The sequence below is a fragment of the Mucilaginibacter sp. PPCGB 2223 genome, assembly GCF_001705515.1.
Classification (GTDB): Bacteria; Bacteroidota; Bacteroidia; order Sphingobacteriales; family Sphingobacteriaceae; genus Mucilaginibacter.
This window is the reverse complement of sequence record NZ_MDJS01000006.1, coordinates 46398-70319: the sequence shown is the minus strand read 5'-3', so window position 1 is coordinate 70319 and position 23922 is coordinate 46398. Positions and strand designations below refer to the sequence as shown.

The window sequence follows — 23922 nt, the reverse complement described above, 5'->3', positions numbered from 1 at the left end:
GCATTTTTAGCTTCACACTGAAACTTTAAATGCGATCCACACGTAAAAGGTGAAATACATTATTTAGTTTAATTTGGTTTGGTTGCAGCTGGTTACTGCAACCTTTTTTATTTTGTGGATTCGCTATTCTGTCAGGAATATTTTTTGTGTGATTGGCGGGATAACTTTATTCTCCAGCGCTTTATCAAACATCAGCCTGATGGCTTTGCGGCCCTCGGTACCCAAGTCGGCCGAGTATTGGTTAACGTAAAGGCCGATATGCTTGTACATCACTTCCTCGCTCATTTCCTGCGAGTGCTGACGGATAAAATCCAATCCCGACTTTGGATTGGCAAAAGCAAACTCGACGGATTTACGCAGTACGCGGTTTAGTTTTAGCTGCACATCCGACGGCAGCGAGCGTTTAACTACGATACCGCCTAAAGGTATAGCGCAGCCGGTTTGCTTTTCCCAGTAATCGCCCAGATCGATGATCTTATGCAGGCCTTTATCCTGGTAGGTAAAGCGGTTCTCGTGGATGATGAGGCCGATATCGATCTGCTCATTTAACAAAGCATCTTCGATCTCAGAGAAAACCAGTTCCTGTTTGTTCTTTGCCTCCGGAAAAGCCAATCCCAATAAAAAGTTGGCGGTGGTATATTTCCCCGGGATACCTATCTTATAACCTAAAGGCTCTCTCTCTAAATCTGCGGCTGCGATTTGCTCTTTCGAGATCAGCATTGGCCCCACACCAAAGCCCAAAGCGCTGCCCGAATCCAGTAACGCATACTGATCGGTGACATAGGCAAGGGCATGATAGCTGAGCTTGGTCACATCCAACATACCTTTAAACGCTTTTTGGTTGAGGGTTTCCACGTCGTCAAAAAACACCTCGAACTCTAATCCTTCGGTGTCGATCTTATGGTGGATAAGCGCGTCGAAAATAAAAGTATCGTTAGGGCAGGGCGAAAAACCGAGGGTGAGTTGCATGGCGGTGTTATTTATCATCGTCTGCCAGTAACTGCTGTAGCAGATCAACGGCAAAACTATTCAAATTTTTAATGGCAAGGCCTATCTTCCAGGCATTGCGGTTGCGCTTTTCGACGTAATTTGACACAGCCCTGATCTGTACTCCGGCAACACCCGCCTGTTTGCAGGCATAAAAAAATGCAGCGCCTTCCATGCTCTCTAATTGCGGCTGCAACCGGTTACTGATCTTTGCGATACTCGCCTCGTTCCCGTGAACGGTATTCACAGTGATAGCTCTTACCTTTCTCAGTTGGGTGATCATCCTTTCAGGATAAAAATCGCTTTCGCCGAAACCTAAAGCTTCGATTGATAAAAACGCCTCATCGTCCTGCGCGCCAAGTTCGGCAATGCGGTCTTCGGCAATCTCGACAACCTCGCCAAGCCCGATGCTCCGGTCGAAACTACCGGCAATACCCAGGTTGACCACCAGATCGTAATTGTTTACAGCCAAATGCCGGCCCAAAGCAAAAGCCGTGGCAACCATACCCACGCCGGTAATCAAAACGGCAAATGGCTGGTTATCACCACAATGGCTGGCCAATGGGCTTATCTCATCCGCAGTAGCGGCAACTATTAATATTTGCATGGGCATTAAAGCTAAGGTAAAACTATCATCCGGTTTTTTACAGGGTAATGATACCGGGCACGAATTTATAGGTAAATATTTTACGTAAGTTTGCAGCACAATTGTTATGATGATCTACATTACACGAAAAGAGCATTTTAACGCGGCCCACAAAATGTACCGCGACGAATGGAGCCTCGAAAAAAACCTCGAAGTATTTGGCAAATGCGCCAACCCTAACTGGCACGGGCATAATTACAATTTGTTTGTTACCGTTAAAGGGCATGTTACGCACGCCACAGGTTACCTGATCGACCTGAAAGATCTGAAGGTGATCATTAACGAGCACGTTATCGAGAAACTCGACCACAAGAACATTAACCTCGATGTGGAGTTTATGAAAGGCAAAATGGCTTCGACAGAGTTGCTTTGCATCGAAATATTTAACCAGTTAAAAGCACCGATAGAGGCACACGAGGGCGTGTTTTTACACTCGGTAAAACTATACGAAACCGAAAATAACAGCGCCGAGTATTTTGGCGAAGAATAATATGAGCAATCACGACCACCATCATTTAGCCGGCGAAGAACTTGACGGCTATGTAAAGATAGACCGTTATAACCCCGATCTGATCAGCAGCATATCGAGCCATTACCAGGAGATATTAAAACATGTGGGCGAGGACCCGCAACGCGAAGGTTTATTAAAAACCCCCGAGCGCGTAGCCAAGGCCCTGCTGTATTTAACGCACGGCTACGATTTGAACCCGACCGAGATACTCAACTCGGCCATGTTTACCGAAGACTACAGCCAGATGGTTGTAGTGAAGGATATTGAAATATACTCGATGTGTGAGCACCACATGCTGCCGTTTTTTGGCAAGGCCCATATTGCCTACATCCCTAACGGGCACGTAGTTGGGTTGAGCAAGATACCGCGCGTGGTTGATGCCTTTGCCCGCCGCCTGCAGGTACAGGAACGTTTAACCAACGAGATACGCGATTGCATACAGGGAACGCTGAAACCACTGGGCGTTGCCGTTGTTATGGAGTGCAGGCATTTATGCATGAGCATGCGCGGTGTACAAAAGCAAAACTCGGTAACCACCACATCGGCATTTACGGGCGAATTTTTGAAGGATAAAACCCGCGCCGAATTTTTACATTTGATATCGTCTAAGTTGAGCTAAAAGGCCCACTACCCCTTAAAGGGGGTAATATGAAAATCAACAATGATTAACTAACAAAATATTAAACCAATTATGCTCTTTTGTTCCCCCTTTAGGGGGTTAGGGGGCTAACTAACACATGAAAGCATACATTTTTCCAGGACAAGGCGCCCAGTTTGTGGGCATGGGTAAAGATATTTACGAAGCATCTGCATACGCACGCGAACTTTTTGAACAAGCCAACCAGATACTGGGCTTCAGGATAACCGACGTGATGTTTAACGGTACCGATGAGGACCTTAAACAAACCAACGTTACCCAGCCCGCCATATTTTTACACTCGGTAATCTTAGCCAAAACTTTGGGCGACAGGTTTCAGCCCGAAATGGTAGCCGGCCACTCGCTGGGCGAGTTTTCGGCGCTGGTATCGGCCGGGGCATTATCTTTCGGGGATGGCGTCCGTTTGGTTGCGGCACGTGCCAACGCTATGCAAAAAGCCTGCGAGGTGCAGCCATCAACTATGGCAGCCATTTTAGGTCTGGACGATTTTACGGTTGAAGACATTTGCGAACGCGTGAGCGACGTGGTTGTTCCCGCAAACTACAATTGCCCTGGCCAGCTGGTTATTTCGGGCACGATTGCCGGGGTCGACCATGCCTGCGAACTGCTGCTTGCCGCCGGTGCAAAACGTGCGCTTAAATTAAATGTAGGCGGTGCTTTCCACTCGCCATTGATGGAGCTGGCCAAAAAAGAACTGGAAACCGCTATCCTGGCTACCGAAATTAAGAGCCCGGTTTGCCCGGTTTACCAAAACGTTGATGCCAAACCTTATACCGATGCCGATAGCATCAAAGCCAACCTGATAGCACAGCTGACGGGTCCCGTAAAATGGACCCAAACCATGCAACGCATGCGGCAGGATGGCGCCACCCAGTTTATTGAGGTTGGCCCGGGTAATGTTTTGCAGGGCCTGGTTAAAAAAGTTGACCGTGCCGTGCAAACAGAAAGCGCCTCTTTGTAGTTTATAGGGTGCGGTAACTTTTAGTTAATTTATCGCGTACTGTTTATATTCGGCCTATCTTGTAAAAAAACAATTGAACTCTGCTGCTAAAATACGCTGGTTATTAGCGCTTATTTGCTTAAGCCTGTTCTTAACAGCGATTATAGCACGCAAAACCTACAGCCCGGGCAATAACCTCGCGAGTAGCGCCAAAACGCTCGAGACGCACTTACACCAGAAAGAAGAATTTGTAGCCGGCTACCTGAACGATCCGGATAATTTTAACCGTTTAAAAAACGTCAATAACGATGAGACTTTCGCCTTGCAGTTAGTTGATGTCGCCAAGAGCGAAAAGATATATGCCGCTACCTATAACCATAACCAGCTAAGCTATTGGAGCGGCATACGGGTACTGCCCGATGATGCATCACTGGTCAGCGAGGGGCATTCGTTCATCAGGCAGCCGAATGGTTATTACGAAGCGATTAAAAAAACGGCTGGCGATTTTTCGGCTATCTTTTTTATCCCGGTTAAAAACAAATATAATTACCAGAACACCTACCTGCGGAATACCTTTTCGACCGACCTGCTGCAGGACGATAATATTGCCCTTACCGATGATAGTGATAAAAAGGGTTACGATATTTATAGTTATGATCATCGCTACCTGTTTTCGGTAAAACTGATCGCCAACAACCCGAATCCTTTTTTTTCCCGTATCCAGATACTGCTCTGGTTATCCGGCCTGCTGCTGCTTTGCGCCCTTACGCATAACCTGGCGCACCGCGTAGCAAAAAGGGGATACATATTCAGCTCATTCGGTATTATCGGGGTTTTTATCATCGCATTGCGGTTTATTAACCTGTATTACAAGTGGCCCGATATCTATAGCGACTTACCTTTATTCGACCCGTCTTATTACGGTTCAAATACAGGGTTCCCTTCGCTCGGCGATTTTGTCATCAACGTTTTGCTGCTCACCTGGTTTTCGGTATTTGTTTACCTTAACCGCACGAGGCTTATCCGGCCGGTGCAGGACAAGGTCCGCAGTTACGCCATATGCGTCGGGTGCGTGTTGTTTTTAATAGGCATTTCCACGGCGCTGCTTGTCTTATTTAAAACCCTGATATTTAACTCGAATATCAATTTCGATGTTAATAATGTGCTCAATCTCACCTCGTTCAGTATCGTCGGGGTCATCACCTTATGCTTTGGGTTTCTGATCTTTGTCCTTTTTAGCGAGACGGTTTTATATCTGAACCTGAAGCTGAATGTGCCCCATGTGCACAAACTGATCATTTTCCTGTCGCTCATCTTTACCGTTACAGCATACCAGATCATCCGGAAAGACTATTCGGATTTTTACCTGCTATGGTCGCTGCTGGTTATTATCCGGGGTTACGCAGTTTTTTACGATTCGGGAAAGTTCAGCGCCTTAACCTATATCGGCATCATCATTATCTGCTCATCGGTTTCGTCGGTTAAACTTTATGTATTTCAATCGGCCAAAGAAAAAGAAACCCGTAAAATACTGGCACAAAAGCTCGAATCGGCCAGCGATCCGGCCGCCGAATACCTCTTTACCCAGATAGAAGATCAGATACTGACCGACAGTGTGGTTTTTAAGTACTTTAAAGATCATTCGCACAACCAGGGCTACCTGCACAACAGGTTTCAAAAATTATACTTTGATGGCTATCTTTCAAAATATGATGTTAAAACCTACGAGTACGACAACCAGGACAGGTGGATATCGGGCAGCGAACTGTTCGACCTGAACGATTTTAAGCAGCTGGTACAGGTAAGTGCCATCAAAGTTGCCCATACCCGGTATTTTTATCAGCCCAATAATACTTTCGGGTTTCAGAACTACTTCGCCATGATCCCGATACAGACCGACTCGTCGACACTGGGCACACTGGTCATCGGGCTCGAATCGAAGCCTTTCAGAAGTACAGAACCGTTTCCCGAACTGCTTACCGAGAGCCCGCTAAACCAGCCCGATGATTTTAAAGGATACTCGTACGCCTTTTACAGCGATGGCAAGTTGCTTAATCAAAGCGGCAAGTATATTTACAGCCTCGCCAACTTCGATTTTTCGGGCAAGCTTAAACAATATGTGTACAAAAGCACTGTTGGTGATGGCGGCTCCGGCGCTGATAAGACGCACTATTCGCACCTGATCTACCAGCCATCGGAGCGGGATATTATTGTGATCACGAAAGAAGACGATATGTTTTACAGCGGCATCACATCGCTCACCTTTTTCTTCCTGGTGTTCCTTGCATTCACGCTGATCTTATTGGGGCTTATCTATTTATGGAAAAACTACCGGACCCTGATCAAGATAAAATCGGTTAAATGGATGTTCTGGGAAAACTTTGACAAGGTGCTGTACAAAACGCGTATCCAGGTTTCGATGGTTTTTGCGGTAGTGATCACACTGTTTATCATTGGAGTTATTACCTTTTTGTCAGTCCGTAACCAGTATATCAGCCAGCAGGACGAGATCATTCACGATAAGATGGCACGCATTTCCATCGCATTCGAAAAATTAAGCCTCGCCAAAAACATCTCGGAGGCCGGTACCGAATCGGCTCAACTGGAGTTCAACACTTTTGCCAACACTTACTCGGCCGACCTTACCCTGTATGATAAGGAAGGCAGGGAACTGCTGACCACCCAACCCAAGCTGTACGAAGCCGGTTTGATCGAACCCCGAATGAATGCCAAAGCATTTATTTATTCGAGCCGGTTACAAAAATCGGGCTTTATAAACCCCGAGGTTATAGGCACCCTGGATTATAAGGCGGCTTACGCGCCCCTTAGGACCGCCAAACACGATATCATCGGTTTTTTACAGCTGCCTTATTTTGCCAATGAAGCCGAGTACCGCGAGCGCGTGGGCGCCTTTTTAAATACCATGATCAATGTGTATGCGCTGGTATTTATTGCCATAGGCCTGTTTGCGATAGTTGTGGCCCGGCAGATCACTACGCCGTTAACGCTTATCCAGCAAAGCTTAAGCAACACCATTTACGGCCGCAAAAACGAGCCGATACAATGGCAGCATAATGATGAGATCGGGTCGCTGATCAAAGAATATAATAAAATGATAGCTGCGCTGGAGAACAGCGCCCAAAAGCTGGCCCAATCAGAAAGAGAAAACGCCTGGCGCGAAATGGCCAAGCAGGTAGCGCACGAAATCAAGAACCCGCTAACCCCGTTAAAATTAGGTTTACAATTGCTCGAAAAAGCCTGGCGGGATAAAGACCCCAAATTCGACCTGAAGTTTGAGCGCTTCAGTAAATCGTTTGTGGAGCAGATCGACAGCCTGTCGCGCATCGCGAGCGAATTCTCCAACTTTGCCAAAATGCCCGAAACCAGGGTAGAGCGTTTTAATATTTTTGACATCATAACCCAGGCGACCAACATTTTTAAACAAACCGATAATTTAGATATCGTTTACGAACCCGCAAACAGCGATTTTTATATCATGGCAGATAAAGACCAGATATTGCGCTGCTTTAACAACCTGCTTAAAAACGCCATTGAAGCCGTTCCGGCCGAAAGGCGCGGCGTGGTCAGGATTGATTATAACATAGCCGGCAACGAAATACACATCCGGATTACCGACAATGGCAGCGGCATACCCGAAGCTTTGCGCGAACGGATATTCGCCCCGAACTTTACTACCAAAAGCTCGGGTACCGGCCTTGGGTTGGCGCTTGTAAAAAACGCCATCGAATATGCAGGCGGCACCATATCGTTTGATACCGAACTGGGTAAGGGCACCACTTTTTATATCAGTTTTCAGGCTGCGACGTAGCATGAACCGGGCTGCAAATATTTGAAATTCCTGCAAAAAATGAGTATATTGTATACCGGGCTGCATGCTTAAAAACGCAAGGTTAAAAGCTGCGGAAACCCCGAAAAATTTCTTACAATTTCCCCCCTGCTGTCAATGATTGAAGCCTGCCTGCCGGCAGGCAGGGATTGAATTGATAAATGATTGTTTTGATTTGCATCGGTAAAAAATCAATAACTGATCGAAAATACCGAAGAAGCCTGTGTTGGCCGGTCATTGGTTCACCGGTCATTCGTTCATTTGTGTTTTTTGCCTGCCCTATGTTGGCACAAATAATAACTGTCATCGCCGTGTCAACCTATTCACATATTCACAAAAATGTTACCTGTTGTATAATCTTAAAAAAACAAAGTTTAAAACTATGAGTTATATTTGTTAACAATTTGATATCAGAACATGTATTTTGATATCAATTGAATGAGTTAACACTGGCATCATTTAGTTAATTGAAGAGTTATAAGCGCCATATCACCTTTGCATGGATTGTGCTGATCTGTTTTGTTACAGGCCAGATAACCGCTATAGTGCACCAGCACGTACCCGGTTATACCCAGCGGGTTTATCATGTAGCAAAGCAGTTCCCACAGCAAACCGTAGCCGAAAAATGTTATGTGTGCGATATGATGCACCATACGCCAATGGCATTGTTTACCGATTTGCCGTTGATACCCGATTACACCGTCAGCGATACCCAATACAAATGTGAACACGACTACATCGGTATTGCGCTTATCTTGTCCGCGGGACGCTCTCCGCCCCTTGCGTAATTTTTGTTTGATTGTTTGGCTAATTGTTATGCCGAACAAACTTCAGCCCTAAGCGGCTATTTAATCACATTATTTATTGTAAATGAACCATCGTTCCGGGTTACCCCGGGATCAACGCTTTTAAGCTGATGCGCTCATTGATCATGATATAACAAAAATGAAATTCAAACTCAAATTATTAGCGCTACTATATATGATGCTGTTGCCGGTGCTGCATGCCATGGCAACAGATTCTGACCCGGCAGGAAACGGAACCCTGACCGGTAAAGTTACCGACAAAGCCACCGGTGAAGCCCTGATCGGTGTAACCGTTATTATACCCGACCTGCACAACGGCACCGTAACCGATGCCAACGGCAAATACATACTGAATCATGTACCTAAAGGCGTTTACCTGTTGCAGGTGCGCTATATTGGTTATGCTACCATTACTCAAAAGGTTGATTTTTCGAAAACCAACTCGCTCGATTTCCAGTTACAGGTATCCTCTATCGAAGCGAGCGAGGTAGTGATCACCGGTGTATCGAAAGCAACAGAAATAAAACGCAGCCCGATACCCATGGCAGCCGTAAGCAAAACTTTTATCGACGAGCGCGCCGCAGCCAGCAACGTGATAGACGAGATTGCCAACCTGCCCGGAGTAAGCGCAGTAACTACCGGGCCGAACGTATCTAAACCGTTCATCCACGGGCTGGGCTATAACCGGGTGGTAACGCTTGAGGATGGCATACGCCAGGAAGGCCAGCAATGGGGCGACGAGCATGGTATCGAGGTTGATCAGAACTCGATCGACCGGATTGAAGTGGTGAAAGGCCCGGCCAGCTTATCGTACGGCTCAGACGCTATTGGCGGAGTGGTTAACCTGATTACTGCCGCTCCATTGCCCGAAGGAAAGATACAGGGCGATATATCCGGCAATTACGGTACGAATCAAGGTTTATTTGGCGGATCGTTCAGGTTGCAGGGCAATAACAACGGTTTTGTTTGGGGAACTGTGATATCGGCAAAAGCTGCCAAAGATTACCGGGATCAGCACGACGGCCGCGTGTATGGCACCAACTATCAGGAAAAAGACGCCCGCTTCATGGTCGGTATCAATAAATCGTGGGGTTACTCATATCTGAATGCCTCGGTTTTCGACGATGAGCAGGCCATACCCGATGGCAGCCGCGATTCGGTTAGCCGGGCATTCACCAAACAGGTAACCGAGGCCGACCTGTTCAGGCCTATCGTATCGGCAGATGAGCTGAACTCGTACACCATCCCGGTACTGCACCAGCATGTGCAGCTTTACCGCATTTACAACAACAGCAGCTTTAATTTGGGAAAAGGCAGCTTGCTGGTGAACCTCGGTTACCAGTTTAGCCACCGCCGCGAGTTTACCCATCCCACCCAACCCGAAACACCGGGATTGAACCTGCACCTGACCACGTATACCTATGATGTAAAATACAACTTCAACTTAGGCGATTACGAAACCACTTTAGGCGTAAACGGGCAGTACCAGAACAATACCATCGGCGATGCTACCGCATTCCCCATACCTGCATATCACCAGTTTGATGTGGGCCCGTTCTTTATTGTGAAGAAAAGTTTCGGTAAGCTTGACCTTTCGGGGGGAGCCCGGATAGACAGCCGGTCGTTTATCGGCCAGGCAGCTTACATCGATACCACCAACGCTTTCTTTCCGGTACTGTACACCGGCAGCAGCCCCGAAACGGCACCCAATGTGGCCAGGCAATTTGATGCCCTGAATAAAACCTTTTCGGGATTCTCGGGCAGTTTTGGCGCGACTTACAATTTCTCGAACAGCTTTTTGCTGAAGGGTAATATTGCCCGCGGGTTCAGGGCGCCAAGTATTGCCGAGCTATCGGCCAACGGCCCCGATCCCGGCTCACAGATATACCACGTTGGCAACAGCAATTTTAAACCCGAATTTAGTGTACAGGAAGACCTGGGCGCTTTTTTAACCCTGCCAACCGTAACAGCCAGCATTGAGGCGTTTAATAACAACATTGATAACTATATCTTCCAGCAACAGGTACTGGATGCTGCCGGGGCACCCGTGACCAACCAGGGCTACAACGAGTTTACCTATGTACAAAGCCATGCCCGCATCTATGGCGGAGAGGCCAACCTGGATATACACCCCTTTAGCTGGCTGCATTTTGAAAATGCCATTGGCCTGACCTACGGCGAGAACAAAGGCACAGGCGCTAAAGTTCCCGACAGTTTAAAATACCTGCCGTTTATACCGCCGCTGCATACACACAGCGAGTTGCGCGGTAATTTTACCAAAGGCTTCGGCAGGCTGAAAAATGTATATGTGAGTGTTGGCTTTGATCATTACAGCGCGCAGGACAGGTATTTTGCCGCCTACGGCACCGAAACCTATACTGCAGGCTACAACCTGATCAGCGCCGGGCTTGGAGCCAACCTGATGGACGCCGCTGGTAAGCCGGTGATTAAACTGTTTATCGAAGGCACCAACCTGGGCGATGTGAACTACCAATCGAATATGAGCAGGCTGAAGTATTTTGACAATGCCGACCCGGGCCCGGGCGTACAGCCGGGCATATTTAACATGGGCCGCAACATCAGCTTTAAGCTGGTGGTGCCGTTTGATTTGTCGCCTAAAGCGAAGTCGTAAAAACGACGAAGCGTTTTTGAAAGAGCATCTATTTTTTGATCCTATATCTACCTGTAGCCCTCTCCCGAGTTAAACCGGAGAGGGCTTTCTTAAAAAAACAGGTTTACATCCTCGGATCAATCTTGATCTGGGCCGTATCGGTGATCATGATCTCGGGTTTGCCTTTATAGTCGACTAATTTACCGGTAATACAAACTTGTCTGCCTTTAAACTTATCTTCAGGGGCGGTGCTGAATTTCTTGCGGTCGTCGCCTTTGATCACCAGGCTCAACACCTCGTTAGGATGGCTGCCGCCGACATCGAGCAGGGTAAGGCTCGAGTTCGACAGGTATTTGCCGCTGAAGATCTTATCGCAGATGGTTACCTCTTCGCCGATGTGTTTGGCCGCGTCTTTTGCGCTGATGCTGGTTTGTGCCGATGCTTTCATCGCCGCAAAGGCTATCAATAAAGCTATGCCGATCTTTTTCATATCGAATTGTATTGATGTGTTTTGCTCTAAATAAAGAGTTTTTGCTTAAACGGCATAATTCAAAATAAAATGTAATTAATAAATTACCCTATTGCAAAAGGGACGTATTAGAATGCTAAATTTTATTTATGTTTATTCGTCATAAAAAAGCCATAGATTGATGAAGTACTTTTTAATATTGCTATGCCTGTTGCTTGCGGTTTGTAGACTAAGCGCCCAAACCAAAAAAATAACCAAAGCCAACCCGCAACTGCATACGAGGGAGATATATGAAGTTTTAGAGGCTGATACCTCTGTAAAAAACGGCTTGTATACCCTAAACGATAATTACGGTATAATTACCCGGGGATATTACAAAAACAATTTAAAAGATAGCGTTTGGACAAGTTATGGTTTTAGGGGGAAGATCTCAGGATCCGGACAATATAAAAACGGCAAAAAGGTAGGCGTTTGGGAGTGCTACAACTATAAATATGAGTTGAGTGATAAATACGATTTTGATAAAGGTATATATATTTTCCATAAGGATATGCCGGAGGATACCTTAAAGTATATTGTAATAAACGGAACGGATACACTGAAAACTAAATTGGATAAACCTGCGCTATATCTTGACGGGGAAGGCAAACTTTCAAGGCTGTTTGTTACGAGGGTAAGGTATCCGGCGCGAGCTCTGGAAAACAATACGCAAGGGAAGGTAATAGTTGCGTTTATTGTTGACTTAGATGGCCGACCAACCGATTACCAGGTTAAAGTGGGCATTAAAGATGGCTTGAGCGAAGAAGCCCTAAAGGTTATAAAAAGTGTGGAGGGTGATTGGTTGCCTGCAATTTTAAACAACAAACCTGTAATTGCCGAAGGCACACTGCCTTTGAGTTTTACATTAGCTGATAGATAATAAATATAAAATATAATACGTGTTAGTAAAAACCTTTGGCAGCGCAGTTTACGGTATCGAAGCTACAACCATAACCGTTGAAGTAAATATTGCTGCCGGCACCAAATATTTTATAGTGGGCCTGCCCGATGTAGCGGTAAAAGAAAGCTATTTCCGCATCGAATCGGCCTTGAAAAACTGCGGCTTTAAAATGCCGCGCCAGCAGGTGGTGGTCAATATGGCTCCGGCCGATGTGCGCAAGGAAGGCTCGGCTTACGATCTGACCATCCTTACCGGGATACTGGCGGCTTCAGGGCAAATAGAGTCCGAAGAGCTGGACAAATACCTGATTATGGGCGAGATATCGCTGGATGGCGGCGTACAGCCCATCAAAGGCGCTTTACCCATTGCCATACAGGCCCGAAAAGAAGGTTTCAAAGGTTTTATCCTGCCTAAGCAAAACGCACGCGAAGCCGCAATAGTAAGCGACCTGGAAGTTTACGGCGTAGAAAGCATCAAAGAGATAGCGGGGTTCTTCAACGGCGACCTGCAATTGAAGCCAACAACCGTAAATACCCGCGAGGAGTTTTTCGACAGCATCAACAATTACGACAGCGATTTTAGCGAGGTACGCGGACAGGAAAACATCAAGCGCGCTTTGGAGATAGCCGCGGCGGGCGGGCATAACGTGATCCTGATCGGCCCGCCGGGAGCCGGTAAAACCATGCTGGCGCGCAGGCTGCCTTCCATACTGCCGCCGCTCAGCCTGCACGAATCGCTGGAGACGACCAAGATACACTCGGTAGCTGGCAAACTATCGGCAAGCGATGCTTTGGTCACTGTACGGCCTTTCCGATCGCCGCACCATACCATTAGTGATGTGGCCCTGGTTGGAGGCGGCAGCAACCCTCAACCCGGTGAGATATCGCTGGCGCATAACGGCGTTTTGTTTCTGGACGAATTACCCGAGTTTAAACGCAGCGTTTTAGAAGTAATGCGCCAACCGCTGGAAGAGCGTAAGGTGACAGTAAGCCGCGCAAGATTATCAGTAGAATATCCATCAAGCCTGATGCTGATCGCGAGTATGAACCCCTGCCCCTGCGGTTATTTTAACCATCCTGAAAAGGAGTGCGTATGCCCGCCGGGCGTAGTACAGAAATACCTGAGCAAGATATCGGGCCCTCTACTCGACAGGATCGACCTGCATGTGGAAGTTACCCCGGTAAATTTCGACGAACTCTCGTCGGACAGGGTATCCGAAAAAAGCGCCGTGATACGTGAGCGTGTGATCAAAGCCCGCGATGTACAGGCCCAGCGTTTCGGCAAACAGGAAGGCCTGCACAGCAACGCCCAGATGAGCACCAAAATGGTGCGCGAGATATGCGTCATCAATGATGCCGGGCAGTTGCTGCTCAAAAAGGCTATGGAAAAGCTCGGCCTCTCCGCACGCGCTTACGACCGTATTTTGAAAGTGGCCCGCACCATTGCCGACCTGGCCGGCAGCGAATCCATACAGATTGAACACCTGGCCGAAGCGATACATTACCGCAGTTTGGACAGGGAGAATTGGGCGGGGTGACAATCAAAGAATCATTTACAAAAATATATGAATACGTTTTCTTTTACTTCTAAAATGACCTATCCTGAATTCAGGAAGCTAAACTTTAAAATACTCTACGCAAAAAAATGGGTGGTTATTATTTCCGCATTTGCCGTCCTCTTCATTTTGGCATCTATCATCATGAACATGGTACACTATTATACCATCCTCGATTCTGACTATTATTCCTTCGGAGTAATTCTGGTCACGATGGCCATTACCCTGCCTGTAACAATTCTCCTGATTGCCAAAAGAAGCTTTAAAAGTAATCTGATGGTGCAGGAACTGATTGCCTATGAGTTTTCTGACGAGGGCGTAAAAGTAAAGGGCGAATCATTTTCGTCTGACTATAAATGGTCGAAGCTACATAAGGTTGCAATAACCAATGATTGGTTATTGCTATATCCCAGTAAAATGTTGGCGATCTTTGTGAAAACCAACGAAGTAAGTGCCGAAAATCTTGAGCAACTAAAACATTTATTTAAAGCGCAGGGTATCAAGATTCAACAAATAAAATAGAATAGGCGGTTCTAAATAATACCAATAAATCCATTGAAAAAGCTCTACCTCATCGGCCTTATTGCTATCATCCTCGTTGCGGGTGGGTCATACGGATACATCCGCTATGAACAGGCTAATTATCCCGAAAGGTTACTTGCCGATATTACCGGTGTAACACATTACGAGCTACGGTCTACAATCTATACCGAGCACGATGCGTATGCGGAAGCCAATATCAGTAGTGCTGACAAGGTTACCCTTTTAAAAAGACTTACATTCAAAAACTACCCGCCCAACTGGAAGCTGAAAGCGATATGCCCTTTTATACCCGATAACGAGCGGGGTTTTTTGTACTACCGGGAGTATAAAAAGCAAAAACCACATGGGTATACGCTGTGCTTTTTACAACCTAAAACCAATGTGGTTATTGTTTACGAGTATCGCGAAAAGTAAGCGGTATCGATTGTCAGAAATGGAAGAATATGCCCAATGTACTTTGCCATACATTAATGGGCTGTTTGGTAACCAAACGGCCATTGCTGTACGGGTTGCTTTCGTTTGTTATGGCGATACCATCACAGCCGACATATTTGCCCGTAAGTGCAAATCCAAACCCATCGCTCAAATTTAAATGCAACCCTGCATGACCGCTATAAGCAAATGCCGAAGCGCGCGAGCTGCGCTGATAAAACGTAGTTGATTCGAGGGTTGTTGAGCTAACCAGCTGTTTATATACGTTCACCTCGTATTCGGGCGTATCAAAGCTTTTTAAAAGGCCGGCCGACGCGCCGATATCAAAAGAAAATTTACCGAAATAAAAAGAGTACTGTGGCCCAAGCAGCAAATTAAGGTTTTGATAACGCTCCGTAACCGTAACCGTGGTTGATTGTGCATTAAAATCGCTGTTATACCCTCCCGACAGCGTTTGTAAAACATCGCTGCTTGGCCTGCCCTGGTCCTGGAAAGAAATATCGGCAATAGCCGCAACATGTTTGGTAAAATAATGCGCCCAGCTGATGCCGTACGTCACGTTCCCCCTTGCCATACCGGCGTTGTTATTATAATAATCGGTGCTTTTAAACACCCCCATTGGTTGCGATATTCCCAGGTAAATACCCAGGTAATTTTTTCCTACGGGCGCATCCTGAGCTTGTACATTTACAGTTATTAATGCGATGAATAAAGTAAAAAGTATAGTTATGTTTTTTTTCATATGATGGTACAAGTAGCCATTGTTTGGTGCAAAAATAGCAAAGCAGGGCAATAACTCAATTAATTTTGGCTATGCAACGCCTTACAGGCCATAATATTACGCTTTTTGTATACGCCGGCGCAATTTTTAACAATTTTTAACTTGTAATTATTACAATCAGATGTCTGTCCACCGCAATTGCAACCGGCAACTATTCGCTATCGGTATTCAATGCTGTTATCATCTGGCGCATTAGCTCGGTTTCGGTAAAGGGTTTAGTTATTTTGCCTGCAAAACCATTACCTGCTCCCGCATCCCAATCAGCCTCTTCATCGCTTATGATGGCAATGAATGGTATTTCGCTCAATGGCGAGCCCAGTTCGCGTACTATGCCGATCAGCCGGTGAGCGTCCATATCCGGCAAAGTGGTATTGGCCAACACAATATCCACCTCTTCTTTCTGTATCGTGTCCAGGGCATCGTTACCGCCCGAGGCTTCAAAAAAGCGGATGTTCCATTGGCTGGTCATCACTTTGAGGAACATCCGGTCGAGTTCGTTATCGGCAACGGCCAGTATCCTCAAACCGTTGAGCAGGTTCGATGGCTTATCGGCTGCCAATACACGGGCACCGCTTGCTACCTCCTGGTATGGTATACCGAAACTGAAGGTCGTACCCTGCCCCGGGGTACTTTTTACACTGATCTGCCCGTTTTGCAGCTGCACCAGCTGGCGGCAGATATACAGGCCCAGGCCCGTGCCGGTTTTCCCTTTTGCGCTGCTGGTTTGGTAATATTTCGAGAACAGGTCGGTCTGTTGTTCGGGGCTTATGCCGGCGCCCGTATCGGCAACAGCAATATTGAGCCAGCTTTTACCATCCCTGGGGCTAATGGCCGCACTTACATGTACCGAACCTGTCTGGGTAAATTTGATAGCGTTGCTTAGCAGGTTGATCATGACCTGCTTCAGCCTGAAACTATCGCCCGATACCATGCTTTCCTTATCGCCATCAAACCGGTAAACGAGCTCGAGCTTCTTTTTGGCTGCGCTGAAAGCCATACTGTCAACAACCTGCCTTAATATAAAATCGGGGTTAAACGGTTCGTTGTTAATCGTAAATTCTCCGCTTTCCATTTTGGCAGCGTCGAGGGTATCGTTGAGGGTATGCAGCAGCATGTCGGACGAGAGCCTGATCGAACCCAGCATTTCTGCCTGCCTGGGGCTAAGATCAGTTTTACTGAAAATGTGCAAAAAGCCCTTGATCGCCGTTAAAGGGTTACGTATCTCGTGGCTCATATGCGCCAGCAGATCCATTTTTTGCTGCGCCAGTACAATGGCCCGTTCGTTCTCCTGCCGCAAACTAAGTTCGGAACGATCGAGCTTGAAGATGAATACGATGAGCCATGTGGCAAATAACAATACCAGGAATAAGGCTATGAGGAAAAACCTGTTAAGCGAACCCGTTGTTTCCTGGTAGTTTTGAAAGGCCATACCTTTTATTTGGTTGGCCAGGGTATAGTTTATCTCTTTCAGATCATTGATCACCCGTTCAAGTTCGGTAATGATCTGGATGTTAAGTGTGATGAGTTGCTTCTGGGTGATCAGCAAAGTTTTGTTTTGCTGTTGCAGTTGCTTTAATATCCGCAGATAAGCGGTCCGGTTTTTTTTGTTGATGTTCCGCGTAAGCGAATCGATAATCTGTTTATTGTGCCGGTGATTGATCTCGATCACATTCGTCGTACCGCTTTTATTGGTTATGGCATCCTTTAGCCTTCCCAATAAACCCCTGTTATTTTTAACCGACTTTACCACTGTATCCGATGCTACCGATTCGATCGTCCTGCTCGTTTTACCAAACTGGCTGGCATGTACCGTGGCGTCGCCCTGGTCTGCTATCTCTACGCTGTTCAGCAACGAATCGAACTGGTGCCTCACCACAGATAAACGAGCCGAGAGTTGCAGTTTTTGCCCGTACCAGTTTTTAACCTGCTGCCTTTGTTGCGAATTCAGGCCGGTAGTATCGGTATGCTGCCTGAGCAGGGTATCTATTTTACCAAAAGCTGCGGCCAATTCGTTCTGGTAGGCAGCTATGTCCTGGCTGTTGTTACTGATGAGCGATCGCTGGAAATCATCCTCGGCTTTGTGTAACAAAAGCAGCGTTTCTTCGGGGCGCGATTGGTCGTGCTCAGCGTTATGGGCCAGTGTGGCAAGGGTTTCGAGTTTTTTTGAGATCGAATCGCGTACAAAAAGCGCTGCGATGCCCAGTATAATCACCAGCGATAAAAAAGCTAATAAAATCCGGGTCGAAAGGCGTTTGGTGTAGGTGCTGCTGCTCATAAAATAAAAATACCGCTACGGCTAATATAGCTAAAACCATTTTATCCAGACTTGCCTGTAACGTTTAAAACTACAAAGCTATTGTGAGGCAGGCCCAGGGTTTTGCCCGGAGTAACGTTTAAATAGAGCTTTAAGTAACCGTTTACAATACCTGTCATCATCCGGTTTTGCCATGTCTCAAAATCCTTGTCAACAGGCACAATTGTCGACCGCCAGAAATGTACAGCACCCGCAGCGTCAACAATAACCACAAACGAGTAATTAAAATCTTTGTAGGCTTTGTTGATGGTGATGTCGTATTCGGGATTAATATAATCGGCTTTAGGATCGGTGCTCACAGCCGAATCGACGGGGGCTTCTACTCTTTTTATGGTCAATAGCGGGCTCTTGCTTTTTATCACCGGCTGTTCTGCCCCGGCGAATGAACTGTCGGGGTTTCGTACTGCCTGAGCTATTTTAGCTTTGATGAACAAAGTGTCGATACGCCGTGGCCTTTGTAATGTCTGCGCATCGGTATGCAGTTTGTTCTTGATGTAATCATCCGAGTAAACGGTCATGTACAGGTTCGAGCGGTCGTCGATAATTACCTTATTCTCTACGTGTAGCACCTGGAATTTGATGCTGTCTTTGGTGAGTTTCTTCAATTTAAGCCAGGCCCAGGCTATATTGAATACCGAATCGTGGTCGAATATCACCGGGCAGTTAAAAAAGCGTTTCTTTTCGGGGCTGTAAATATTGATCGAATCGGCCGATACAAAGGTAAAACGCCAGTCGGGCGCCAGTTGGAAGCCCTGCCCGTTAAATATCACGCCATTTTTAAATGTGCGGCGCACCTCGGTATAATGGATGCCGATAACACTTTTAAACGAAGGGTGCTCAACTTTCGCAGGTTGTTTGCACGACAAGCAAAAGGCAGCAATAGTAAAAATGAAAAGGTTACAAAATCGTTTCATGCGTATAAATAGTAATACGTAGTTAGCGCCGGCCGCAACATGCCGAAAATATAGGTTTAATTCAAGTTTTTAACGGGGTAATGAAAAAAATACTTTTGCCGGCCCTTTGTTACATCATATTGCATGCTGCTGCCTGCTGTGGTGTTGATGAGCCAAAGCTGACTGTTTTACTTTGGTTACCGCATTGCGTTAATAAAACCTGTATCATGGCCGATGCCGAAGGACATAACAATTTTTACCGCGAAACCTGGTTATGCAACGAATGCAAACGGACGCTTAACATGCGTGGTGTTGCAGCAAGGTAAACGTTGTTCCGGGTTTACGGCACACCCATATTGCTCATTGGTTAATCAAAAAAAGGGTTTCGGTATTTTTGATATATTTTGTATAATTGTGTTGTTGGTATATCCGGGAAACTCTACAAAGCAAACGTACTGCGTTTTTACTAACAGGCAATACTCATATGATGGCTTCTCGTATTCCATTTTATTTTTGTGTGACAGGGGTTACACGATAAGGCTAACGGCCTGGATTTTGATACACTGTGTTTTAATAAAGATTTTTTAAAATAGTTATAATAAAGCAACTTATTGCCGTGTAATAAGTTCGATGCTTATTGCTATGTTTGCGGGAGATTTCTTTTTATCGTGGTACGATTTTAAGATGTAAATTTGCCGCGATATTAATCTTAGAGCTGTGTACAGATGTGAAAAACAAATTGCATAGTATTGAGTTAAGCAAATTGATTAAACTTTAAATGAATAAGATCGGTAACAATGAATTGGACCCCGGAGCGTATAAAAAACTCCAGGTAATTCATGCGGTGTTTGCGGCTATTACTGCAGTATTCGTTATAATCATCGTTTGTTTAAATAAGCATGTAGGCGCCAACATCCTTAACCGCAACGATAACTCTTTGTTATATGTTGCCTTTGCAGCAACGATACTGTTCCCGATTATTTCGAACTACGTTTTTTACAAAAGGGTTGAAGAAATAGACCTTGACGAACCGGTAAGGTTCCGTTTCAGCAATTTCCTTACCGCAAATATCATCCGGTACATGTGGATATTCGGGGCCGCAACATTAGACCTGATGGTTTGGTTTTTTACTGCTACCATACTTGTGGCTGCATTTGTGGGTTTTTTATTCCTGGTGTTCCTGCTGATACGCCCGATCAGGTTTAAAGTGGTCAGGATGTTGCGCCTGAAGCCGATCAACAAAGCCGGAAATTAAAATAATCCACGGTCCATCAGCTTTTTCTTTTCCTCTTTCTCTTTTTTGCGTTCGGCGCGTTTTTCCTGGCGTATTTGTTTTTTGGTTTTCCCGGCAGTATCAATTACCGGCTCCTTTTTATGTGTAGTATCTTTTTTACCAAACAGGCGCTGGAAAAAGTTCGGTTTCTTTTCGGGTTGGATAACCGGGATGGCGTTATCCTCCTCCTCGTCATCCTGGTCCTGCTTCAGGGCTTTCATAATGGCGGCGGTATCACCCGGAGCGATAATGGTATGACTGCGCTGGCTCGATTTCAACCGCACATCAGCAAAGCCATAATTCAGGCTATCCATCAGGTTGATGTAATGCTGGTTGGCCATCCTGTCGCCAAGCGAACGGAAATAATTGCGCAGATAATCCTTCAAACTGCCATCGGGCTGGAAAGCGTATAGCCCGGCTTTAGGCTTAGGTACGATGCTGGCCAGGTAAATACTCTCGCCCAAATCGAGTTCGGCAGGGCTTTTACCAAAATAATAGCGCGATGCTTCGCCGATACCGTAAACGTTGTTGCCCCATTCGATGATATTGAAATAAACCTCCAGCATCCGGTTTTTCGAGACGATGTGTTTGTTCTCGATCATCCACACGATCAGCATTTCTTCAATTTTTCGCAGCATGGTTTTTTGCCTGCTTAAAAAAGCGTTTTTAACCAATTGCATGGATATCGTACTACCGCCGCGATTAAACTTTTTCTTCTTAAAATCAATCGCTATCGATTTACGGATGGCTTCGGGTATAATACCGTGATGGCTGTAAAATGTAGGGTCTTCGGCCGACATGACCGCGTGCTGCAAGTACGGCGAGATATTTTCGAGCGGGGTATAATCGGGGTTTGAGGGCCCGATGGTGCGCGATGGCATAGGTTTGCCGTTTTCGTAAGGCGTATATACAAACGGGCTGTTCAGTTTATCAAAGTTGGTATTGCCGTATTTAACCACATTAAAGTTCTCTTGTTTTAGCTCCGAATTAAACCGCACCGAGTCGGGCATGGTGCTATCAAGGTAAAGGCTCAGGTTGTAGGCCAGTTTCCCGCTAACCTGGATGCCTTCCAGCGCGTCAAAAGTCCCCTTGGGGAAGGAGTTAAACATCTTCTGTGCGTCGGTCATCGGCATAGCTAACTTTAACTCGTAGATTTTAGCTGGTTTAAGGGTGTATTTTACGTATGGGCTTGCAACAATGTCTTTCAGATGGATTACCGATGAACTGTCTATCGATACATAGTGCTCTCCGATAAAGATATTAGCGTCTATCGATCCGTTGGGCACAACGATATCGGTTGTAGCCAAGCGCGGGTGGTTGATGAGCAGGTTGCTCACCGACCAGGAACTATAAATACGTGTTTCGCCGTTGCTGCGTTCAACCTTATCCAGCCTGGTGCCAATGGTATCAAAACTGAGTTTCAACCCGAATTTCTTTTCTATAAAAGGCAGCTCCACCTTTTTATTATCGGCATAAAGCCTTACATCGATGTATTTATCGCTGGGGCGCATCTTACCGGCAAAATGCAGGGTCGATTCGCCGTTATTGATGATGAATGTAGAGCTTAGGTCACTATCTTCAATCCGCGCGGTTTTGGCAAGCACGTTCACGCTGGTACTGTCGTCGTGAAACTTAATGATAAAATCATTCAGGTTGAGCGCATCGGGTATTTTATAAAGCACCTGGTTGATGAGATCGTTAGCCACAACGGATATATCGCCGCCGGTGTTTTCGGTGGTATCGCGTTTCTTTTTAAATAAAAAATCGAAATTTTTTACGCCGTGTACGCTGGTCAAATTGAGCCAGCCTTTATCCAGCTTAACTGATGCCAGCTTAACATTGCCAAAGAGTAATGGCCATAGCCTCACTTCGACTTCAAAATTCTTGATATCTAACAGACTGTCACGACCTTGCGGTACAATGGTGATATCGTCGAAAGCAACGGTACTAAGCCCCGTAAAGTGTGCCGAGCCTATTTTTACATCTAAATTATAATCTCTTTTGGCTTTTGCCGTAGCTTTGTCAATCGCATTGTGGAGTAGATTTTCGCGCTTAAACCAGGCAATGGTACCGGCTATTACAATCAAAACAACTATCGTTAGCAAAACTATACCGCCAACGCGGAAGTACTTTTTATCTGGTAGATGCATCAGTAAATTTTTCCAAAACTAATAATCTTATCTTTACAAAGTTTATTGTAAACAACTATACCGTAACAAACACCTTAACAGGCTGTTTTACATTTTATCCGAATTGTAAAAATGATAATTACTAAAGAACAAGTACTTGCTGCCCTGAGCCACGTTGAAGAACCCGATCTGAAAAAAGACCTGGTAACGTTGAACATGGTTGAAGATATCCGTATCGAAGGCAGCAAAGTAAGTTTCTCCATCATATTAACAACACCGGCCTGCCCTTTAAAGGCCATGATCGAGAACGCATGCCGCAACGCCATATTGCATTTTGTAAGTAAAGATGCTGATATACGGATCAACATGACCTCGCGCGTGACCACGCAAAGCGGTAACAGTTTGCCGGGTATTAAAAATATCATCGCCGTGGCTTCGGGCAAAGGCGGGGTGGGCAAATCAACCGTGGCGGCCAACCTGGCATTGGGTTTGGCTAAAACCGGTGCAAAGGTTGGTTTGATCGATGCGGATATTTACGGCCCGTCGGTGCCTATTATGTTTGGTTTGGAAGGTGCCAAGCCACGGGCATCGCAGCTTGAAAATGGCAAAACACGCATCGAGCCGATTGAGAAATATGGCATCAAACTGCTTTCCATTGGTTTCTTTACCGATCCGGATCAGCCCGTACCTTGGCGCGGGCCGATGGTGTCAACCGCGGTAAAACAGTTATTTAACGATGGCGACTGGGGCGAGCTGGATTACCTGGTTGTCGACCTGCCGCCGGGTACAGGCGATATCCATATCACGATTACGCAAGGCTTCCCGATAGCTGGCGCAGTAATTGTAACTACACCGCAAAACGTGGCCCTGGCCGATGCGCGTAAAGGTGTGGGTATGTTTATGATGAATGCCATCAATGTGCCGGTGCTGGGTGTGGTCGAAAACATGGCCTACTTTACCCCGGCTGAGTTACCCGAAAATAAATATTATATTTTTGGCGAAGGCGGCGGTAAAAAGCTGGCCGACCAGATCGGCGTGCCTTTGCTGGCGCAGTTGCCGCTGGTAAAAAGCGTGTCAGATTCCGGCGATTCGGGCAAACCCCTTATACTCGACGATAATAACCCGATGAGCGCCGCGTTTATCGATATGGCAAAAAAAGTTGCACAGCAGGTAGCGATTGTAAATGCCAAAGCGGCCGCACAAACAGCAGTTATACAATAAATTAGTATCTTTATACTATAAAAATTAAAAAAATGGATTTGTTAGCACAGGTAGAGGCAGCCTTAGATACAATTCGCCCGTATCTGGAAACAGATGGCGGCAATGTTTCGGTGGAAGAGATAACGCCTGACAAAGTAGTTAAATTAAAACTTTTGGGTGCATGCGGGTCGTGCCCGATGAGCATCATGACCTTAAAGGCAGGTATAGAGCAGGCTATTAAAAAAGCCGTGCCCGAGATCACGGGCGTCGACGCAACTAATCTGACGGATATGGATGATCCGGCGGCGGTATTGCCCGAAAATTTGAGATAAGTTAAAGATTGTTAAATTAGCCGGTGTTATAACAACTAACCGGACAAAAATTATT

Annotated in this window: 21 protein-coding genes; 14 read left to right on the top strand and 7 right to left on the bottom strand. The window is 46.1% G+C overall.

The genetic code is table 11. From position 1 onward, the window contains the following. Window positions 1–123 precede the first annotated feature (123 nt). Window positions 124–969 carry a menaquinone biosynthesis family protein gene (locus tag BEL04_RS23550; protein WP_066008271.1) on the bottom strand — a complete coding sequence of 282 codons (846 nt, stop codon included), beginning with the start codon at window positions 967–969 and terminating at the stop codon, window positions 124–126. A gap of 7 nt (window positions 970–976) precedes the next feature. Beyond that, the gene (mqnB, locus tag BEL04_RS23545) at window positions 977–1594 is read right to left on the bottom strand and encodes a futalosine hydrolase (protein WP_066008195.1); all 618 of its coding nucleotides are present in this window, start codon (window positions 1592–1594) and stop codon (window positions 977–979) included. Window positions 1595–1703: 109 nt separating this feature from the next. Here mqnB and BEL04_RS23540 point away from each other — a divergent pair, with 109 nt between their 5' ends. From BEL04_RS23540 to BEL04_RS23510, 6 genes are all read left to right on the top strand, one after another. Continuing rightward, on the top strand, window positions 1704–2123 hold the full coding sequence (locus BEL04_RS23540) for a 6-carboxytetrahydropterin synthase (RefSeq protein WP_066008270.1): 420 nt from the start codon (window positions 1704–1706) through the stop codon (window positions 2121–2123). 1 nt (window position 2124) lies between these two features. Then, a complete protein-coding gene (gene folE / locus BEL04_RS23535; RefSeq protein WP_066008193.1) occupies window positions 2125–2763 on the top strand; it encodes a GTP cyclohydrolase I FolE in 639 nt (212 codons plus the stop codon). A gap of 118 nt (window positions 2764–2881) precedes the next feature. Beyond that, complete coding sequence (fabD, locus tag BEL04_RS23530; protein ID WP_066008191.1) at window positions 2882–3763, top strand: ACP S-malonyltransferase; 882 nt, start codon at window positions 2882–2884, stop codon at window positions 3761–3763. 73 nt (window positions 3764–3836) lie between these two features. Continuing rightward, entirely contained in the window at window positions 3837–7571 is a 3735-nt protein-coding gene (locus BEL04_RS23525; protein WP_066008188.1) for an ATP-binding protein, read from the top strand. 485 nt (window positions 7572–8056) lie between these two features. Beyond that, entirely contained in the window at window positions 8057–8377 is a 321-nt protein-coding gene (locus tag BEL04_RS23515) for a hypothetical protein (RefSeq protein ID WP_066008184.1), read from the top strand. Window positions 8378–8534: 157 nt separating this feature from the next. Beyond that, the gene (locus tag BEL04_RS23510) at window positions 8535–11027 is read left to right on the top strand and encodes a TonB-dependent receptor (protein ID WP_083228048.1); all 2493 of its coding nucleotides are present in this window, start codon (window positions 8535–8537) and stop codon (window positions 11025–11027) included. Window positions 11028–11130: 103 nt separating this feature from the next. On the opposite strand, the gene BEL04_RS23505 is transcribed toward BEL04_RS23510, so the two are convergent. After that, complete coding sequence (locus BEL04_RS23505) at window positions 11131–11496, bottom strand: hypothetical protein (RefSeq protein WP_066008180.1); 366 nt, start codon at window positions 11494–11496, stop codon at window positions 11131–11133. Window positions 11497–11656: 160 nt separating this feature from the next. Between BEL04_RS23505 and BEL04_RS23500 the strand changes: the two genes are divergently transcribed. The 4 genes from BEL04_RS23500 to BEL04_RS23485 are packed head-to-tail and all read left to right on the top strand — an operon-like array spanning window position 11657 to window position 14927. Then, window positions 11657–12394 carry an energy transducer TonB gene (locus BEL04_RS23500; RefSeq protein WP_066008178.1) on the top strand — a complete coding sequence of 246 codons (738 nt, stop codon included), beginning with the start codon at window positions 11657–11659 and terminating at the stop codon, window positions 12392–12394. Window positions 12395–12413: 19 nt separating this feature from the next. Further along, window positions 12414–13952 (top strand): YifB family Mg chelatase-like AAA ATPase, encoded by a 1539-nt coding sequence (locus BEL04_RS23495; RefSeq protein WP_066008177.1) that lies wholly within the window; start codon window positions 12414–12416, stop codon window positions 13950–13952. A 27-nt stretch (window positions 13953–13979) separates the two neighbouring features. Next, window positions 13980–14492, top strand: a complete 513-nt coding sequence (locus BEL04_RS23490; RefSeq protein WP_139113164.1) for a YcxB family protein — start codon at window positions 13980–13982, stop codon at window positions 14490–14492. A 33-nt stretch (window positions 14493–14525) separates the two neighbouring features. Further along, complete coding sequence (locus tag BEL04_RS23485; protein ID WP_066008175.1) at window positions 14526–14927, top strand: hypothetical protein; 402 nt, start codon at window positions 14526–14528, stop codon at window positions 14925–14927. A 13-nt stretch (window positions 14928–14940) separates the two neighbouring features. Here BEL04_RS23485 and BEL04_RS23480 read toward each other — a convergent pair whose 3' ends face one another. From BEL04_RS23480 to BEL04_RS23470, 3 genes are all read right to left on the bottom strand, one after another. Then, a complete protein-coding gene (locus BEL04_RS23480; RefSeq protein ID WP_066008173.1) occupies window positions 14941–15687 on the bottom strand; it encodes a hypothetical protein in 747 nt (248 codons plus the stop codon). A gap of 190 nt (window positions 15688–15877) precedes the next feature. Then, on the bottom strand, window positions 15878–18001 hold the full coding sequence (locus BEL04_RS23475; protein WP_066008170.1) for a hybrid sensor histidine kinase/response regulator: 2124 nt from the start codon (window positions 17999–18001) through the stop codon (window positions 15878–15880). Window positions 18002–18042: 41 nt separating this feature from the next. Then, window positions 18043–18954 carry a hypothetical protein gene (locus tag BEL04_RS23470; protein ID WP_066008169.1) on the bottom strand — a complete coding sequence of 304 codons (912 nt, stop codon included), beginning with the start codon at window positions 18952–18954 and terminating at the stop codon, window positions 18043–18045. An 80-nt stretch (window positions 18955–19034) separates the two neighbouring features. On the opposite strand from BEL04_RS23470, the gene BEL04_RS23465 reads away from it, so the two are divergent. Next, window positions 19035–19259, top strand: a complete 225-nt coding sequence (locus BEL04_RS23465; RefSeq protein ID WP_066008167.1) for a hypothetical protein — start codon at window positions 19035–19037, stop codon at window positions 19257–19259. A 452-nt stretch (window positions 19260–19711) separates the two neighbouring features. Continuing rightward, on the top strand, window positions 19712–20188 hold the full coding sequence (locus BEL04_RS23460) for a hypothetical protein (RefSeq protein WP_066008165.1): 477 nt from the start codon (window positions 19712–19714) through the stop codon (window positions 20186–20188). Here the strand turns inward: BEL04_RS23460 and BEL04_RS23455 are convergent. Further along, a complete protein-coding gene (locus BEL04_RS23455) occupies window positions 20185–22356 on the bottom strand; it encodes a transglycosylase domain-containing protein (protein WP_066008163.1) in 2172 nt (723 codons plus the stop codon). The genes BEL04_RS23460 and BEL04_RS23455 overlap by 4 nt on opposite strands. Before the next feature lie 111 nt (window positions 22357–22467). On the opposite strand from BEL04_RS23455, the gene BEL04_RS23450 reads away from it, so the two are divergent. Both BEL04_RS23450 and BEL04_RS23445 read left to right on the top strand, forming a co-directional pair. Further along, window positions 22468–23556, top strand: coding sequence for an Mrp/NBP35 family ATP-binding protein (locus BEL04_RS23450; RefSeq protein ID WP_175404142.1), 1089 nt, complete (start codon window positions 22468–22470; stop codon window positions 23554–23556). Window positions 23557–23588: 32 nt separating this feature from the next. Next, window positions 23589–23867: a NifU family protein gene (locus BEL04_RS23445; protein WP_066008162.1), complete on the top strand. Its 279-nt coding sequence runs from the start codon at window positions 23589–23591 to the stop codon at window positions 23865–23867. Window positions 23868–23922 lie beyond the last annotated feature (55 nt).

Excerpts from the sequence above, each read along its gene's own strand:
- BEL04_RS23550 (WP_066008271.1), bottom strand. The coding sequence starts at position 969 with ATGCAACTCACCCTCGGTTTTTCGCCCTGCCCTAACGATACTTTTATT.
- mqnB (WP_066008195.1), bottom strand. The coding sequence starts at position 1,594 with ATGCAAATATTAATAGTTGCCGCTACTGCGGATGAGATAAGCCCATTG.
- BEL04_RS23540 (WP_066008270.1), top strand. The coding sequence starts at position 1,704 with ATGATCTACATTACACGAAAAGAGCATTTTAACGCGGCCCACAAAATG.
- folE (WP_066008193.1), top strand. The coding sequence starts at position 2,125 with ATGAGCAATCACGACCACCATCATTTAGCCGGCGAAGAACTTGACGGC.
- fabD (WP_066008191.1), top strand. The coding sequence starts at position 2,882 with ATGAAAGCATACATTTTTCCAGGACAAGGCGCCCAGTTTGTGGGCATG.
- BEL04_RS23510 (WP_083228048.1), top strand. The coding sequence starts at position 8,535 with ATGAAATTCAAACTCAAATTATTAGCGCTACTATATATGATGCTGTTG.
- BEL04_RS23505 (WP_066008180.1), bottom strand. The coding sequence starts at position 11,496 with ATGAAAAAGATCGGCATAGCTTTATTGATAGCCTTTGCGGCGATGAAA.
- BEL04_RS23500 (WP_066008178.1), top strand. The coding sequence starts at position 11,657 with ATGAAGTACTTTTTAATATTGCTATGCCTGTTGCTTGCGGTTTGTAGA.
- BEL04_RS23490 (WP_139113164.1), top strand. The coding sequence starts at position 13,980 with ATGAATACGTTTTCTTTTACTTCTAAAATGACCTATCCTGAATTCAGG.
- BEL04_RS23480 (WP_066008173.1), bottom strand. The coding sequence starts at position 15,687 with ATGAAAAAAAACATAACTATACTTTTTACTTTATTCATCGCATTAATA.
- BEL04_RS23475 (WP_066008170.1), bottom strand. The coding sequence starts at position 18,001 with ATGAGCAGCAGCACCTACACCAAACGCCTTTCGACCCGGATTTTATTA.
- BEL04_RS23470 (WP_066008169.1), bottom strand. The coding sequence starts at position 18,954 with ATGAAACGATTTTGTAACCTTTTCATTTTTACTATTGCTGCCTTTTGC.
- BEL04_RS23465 (WP_066008167.1), top strand. The coding sequence starts at position 19,035 with ATGAAAAAAATACTTTTGCCGGCCCTTTGTTACATCATATTGCATGCT.
- BEL04_RS23460 (WP_066008165.1), top strand. The coding sequence starts at position 19,712 with ATGAATAAGATCGGTAACAATGAATTGGACCCCGGAGCGTATAAAAAA.
- BEL04_RS23455 (WP_066008163.1), bottom strand. The coding sequence starts at position 22,356 with ATGCATCTACCAGATAAAAAGTACTTCCGCGTTGGCGGTATAGTTTTG.
- BEL04_RS23450 (WP_175404142.1), top strand. The coding sequence starts at position 22,468 with ATGATAATTACTAAAGAACAAGTACTTGCTGCCCTGAGCCACGTTGAA.
- BEL04_RS23445 (WP_066008162.1), top strand. The coding sequence starts at position 23,589 with ATGGATTTGTTAGCACAGGTAGAGGCAGCCTTAGATACAATTCGCCCG.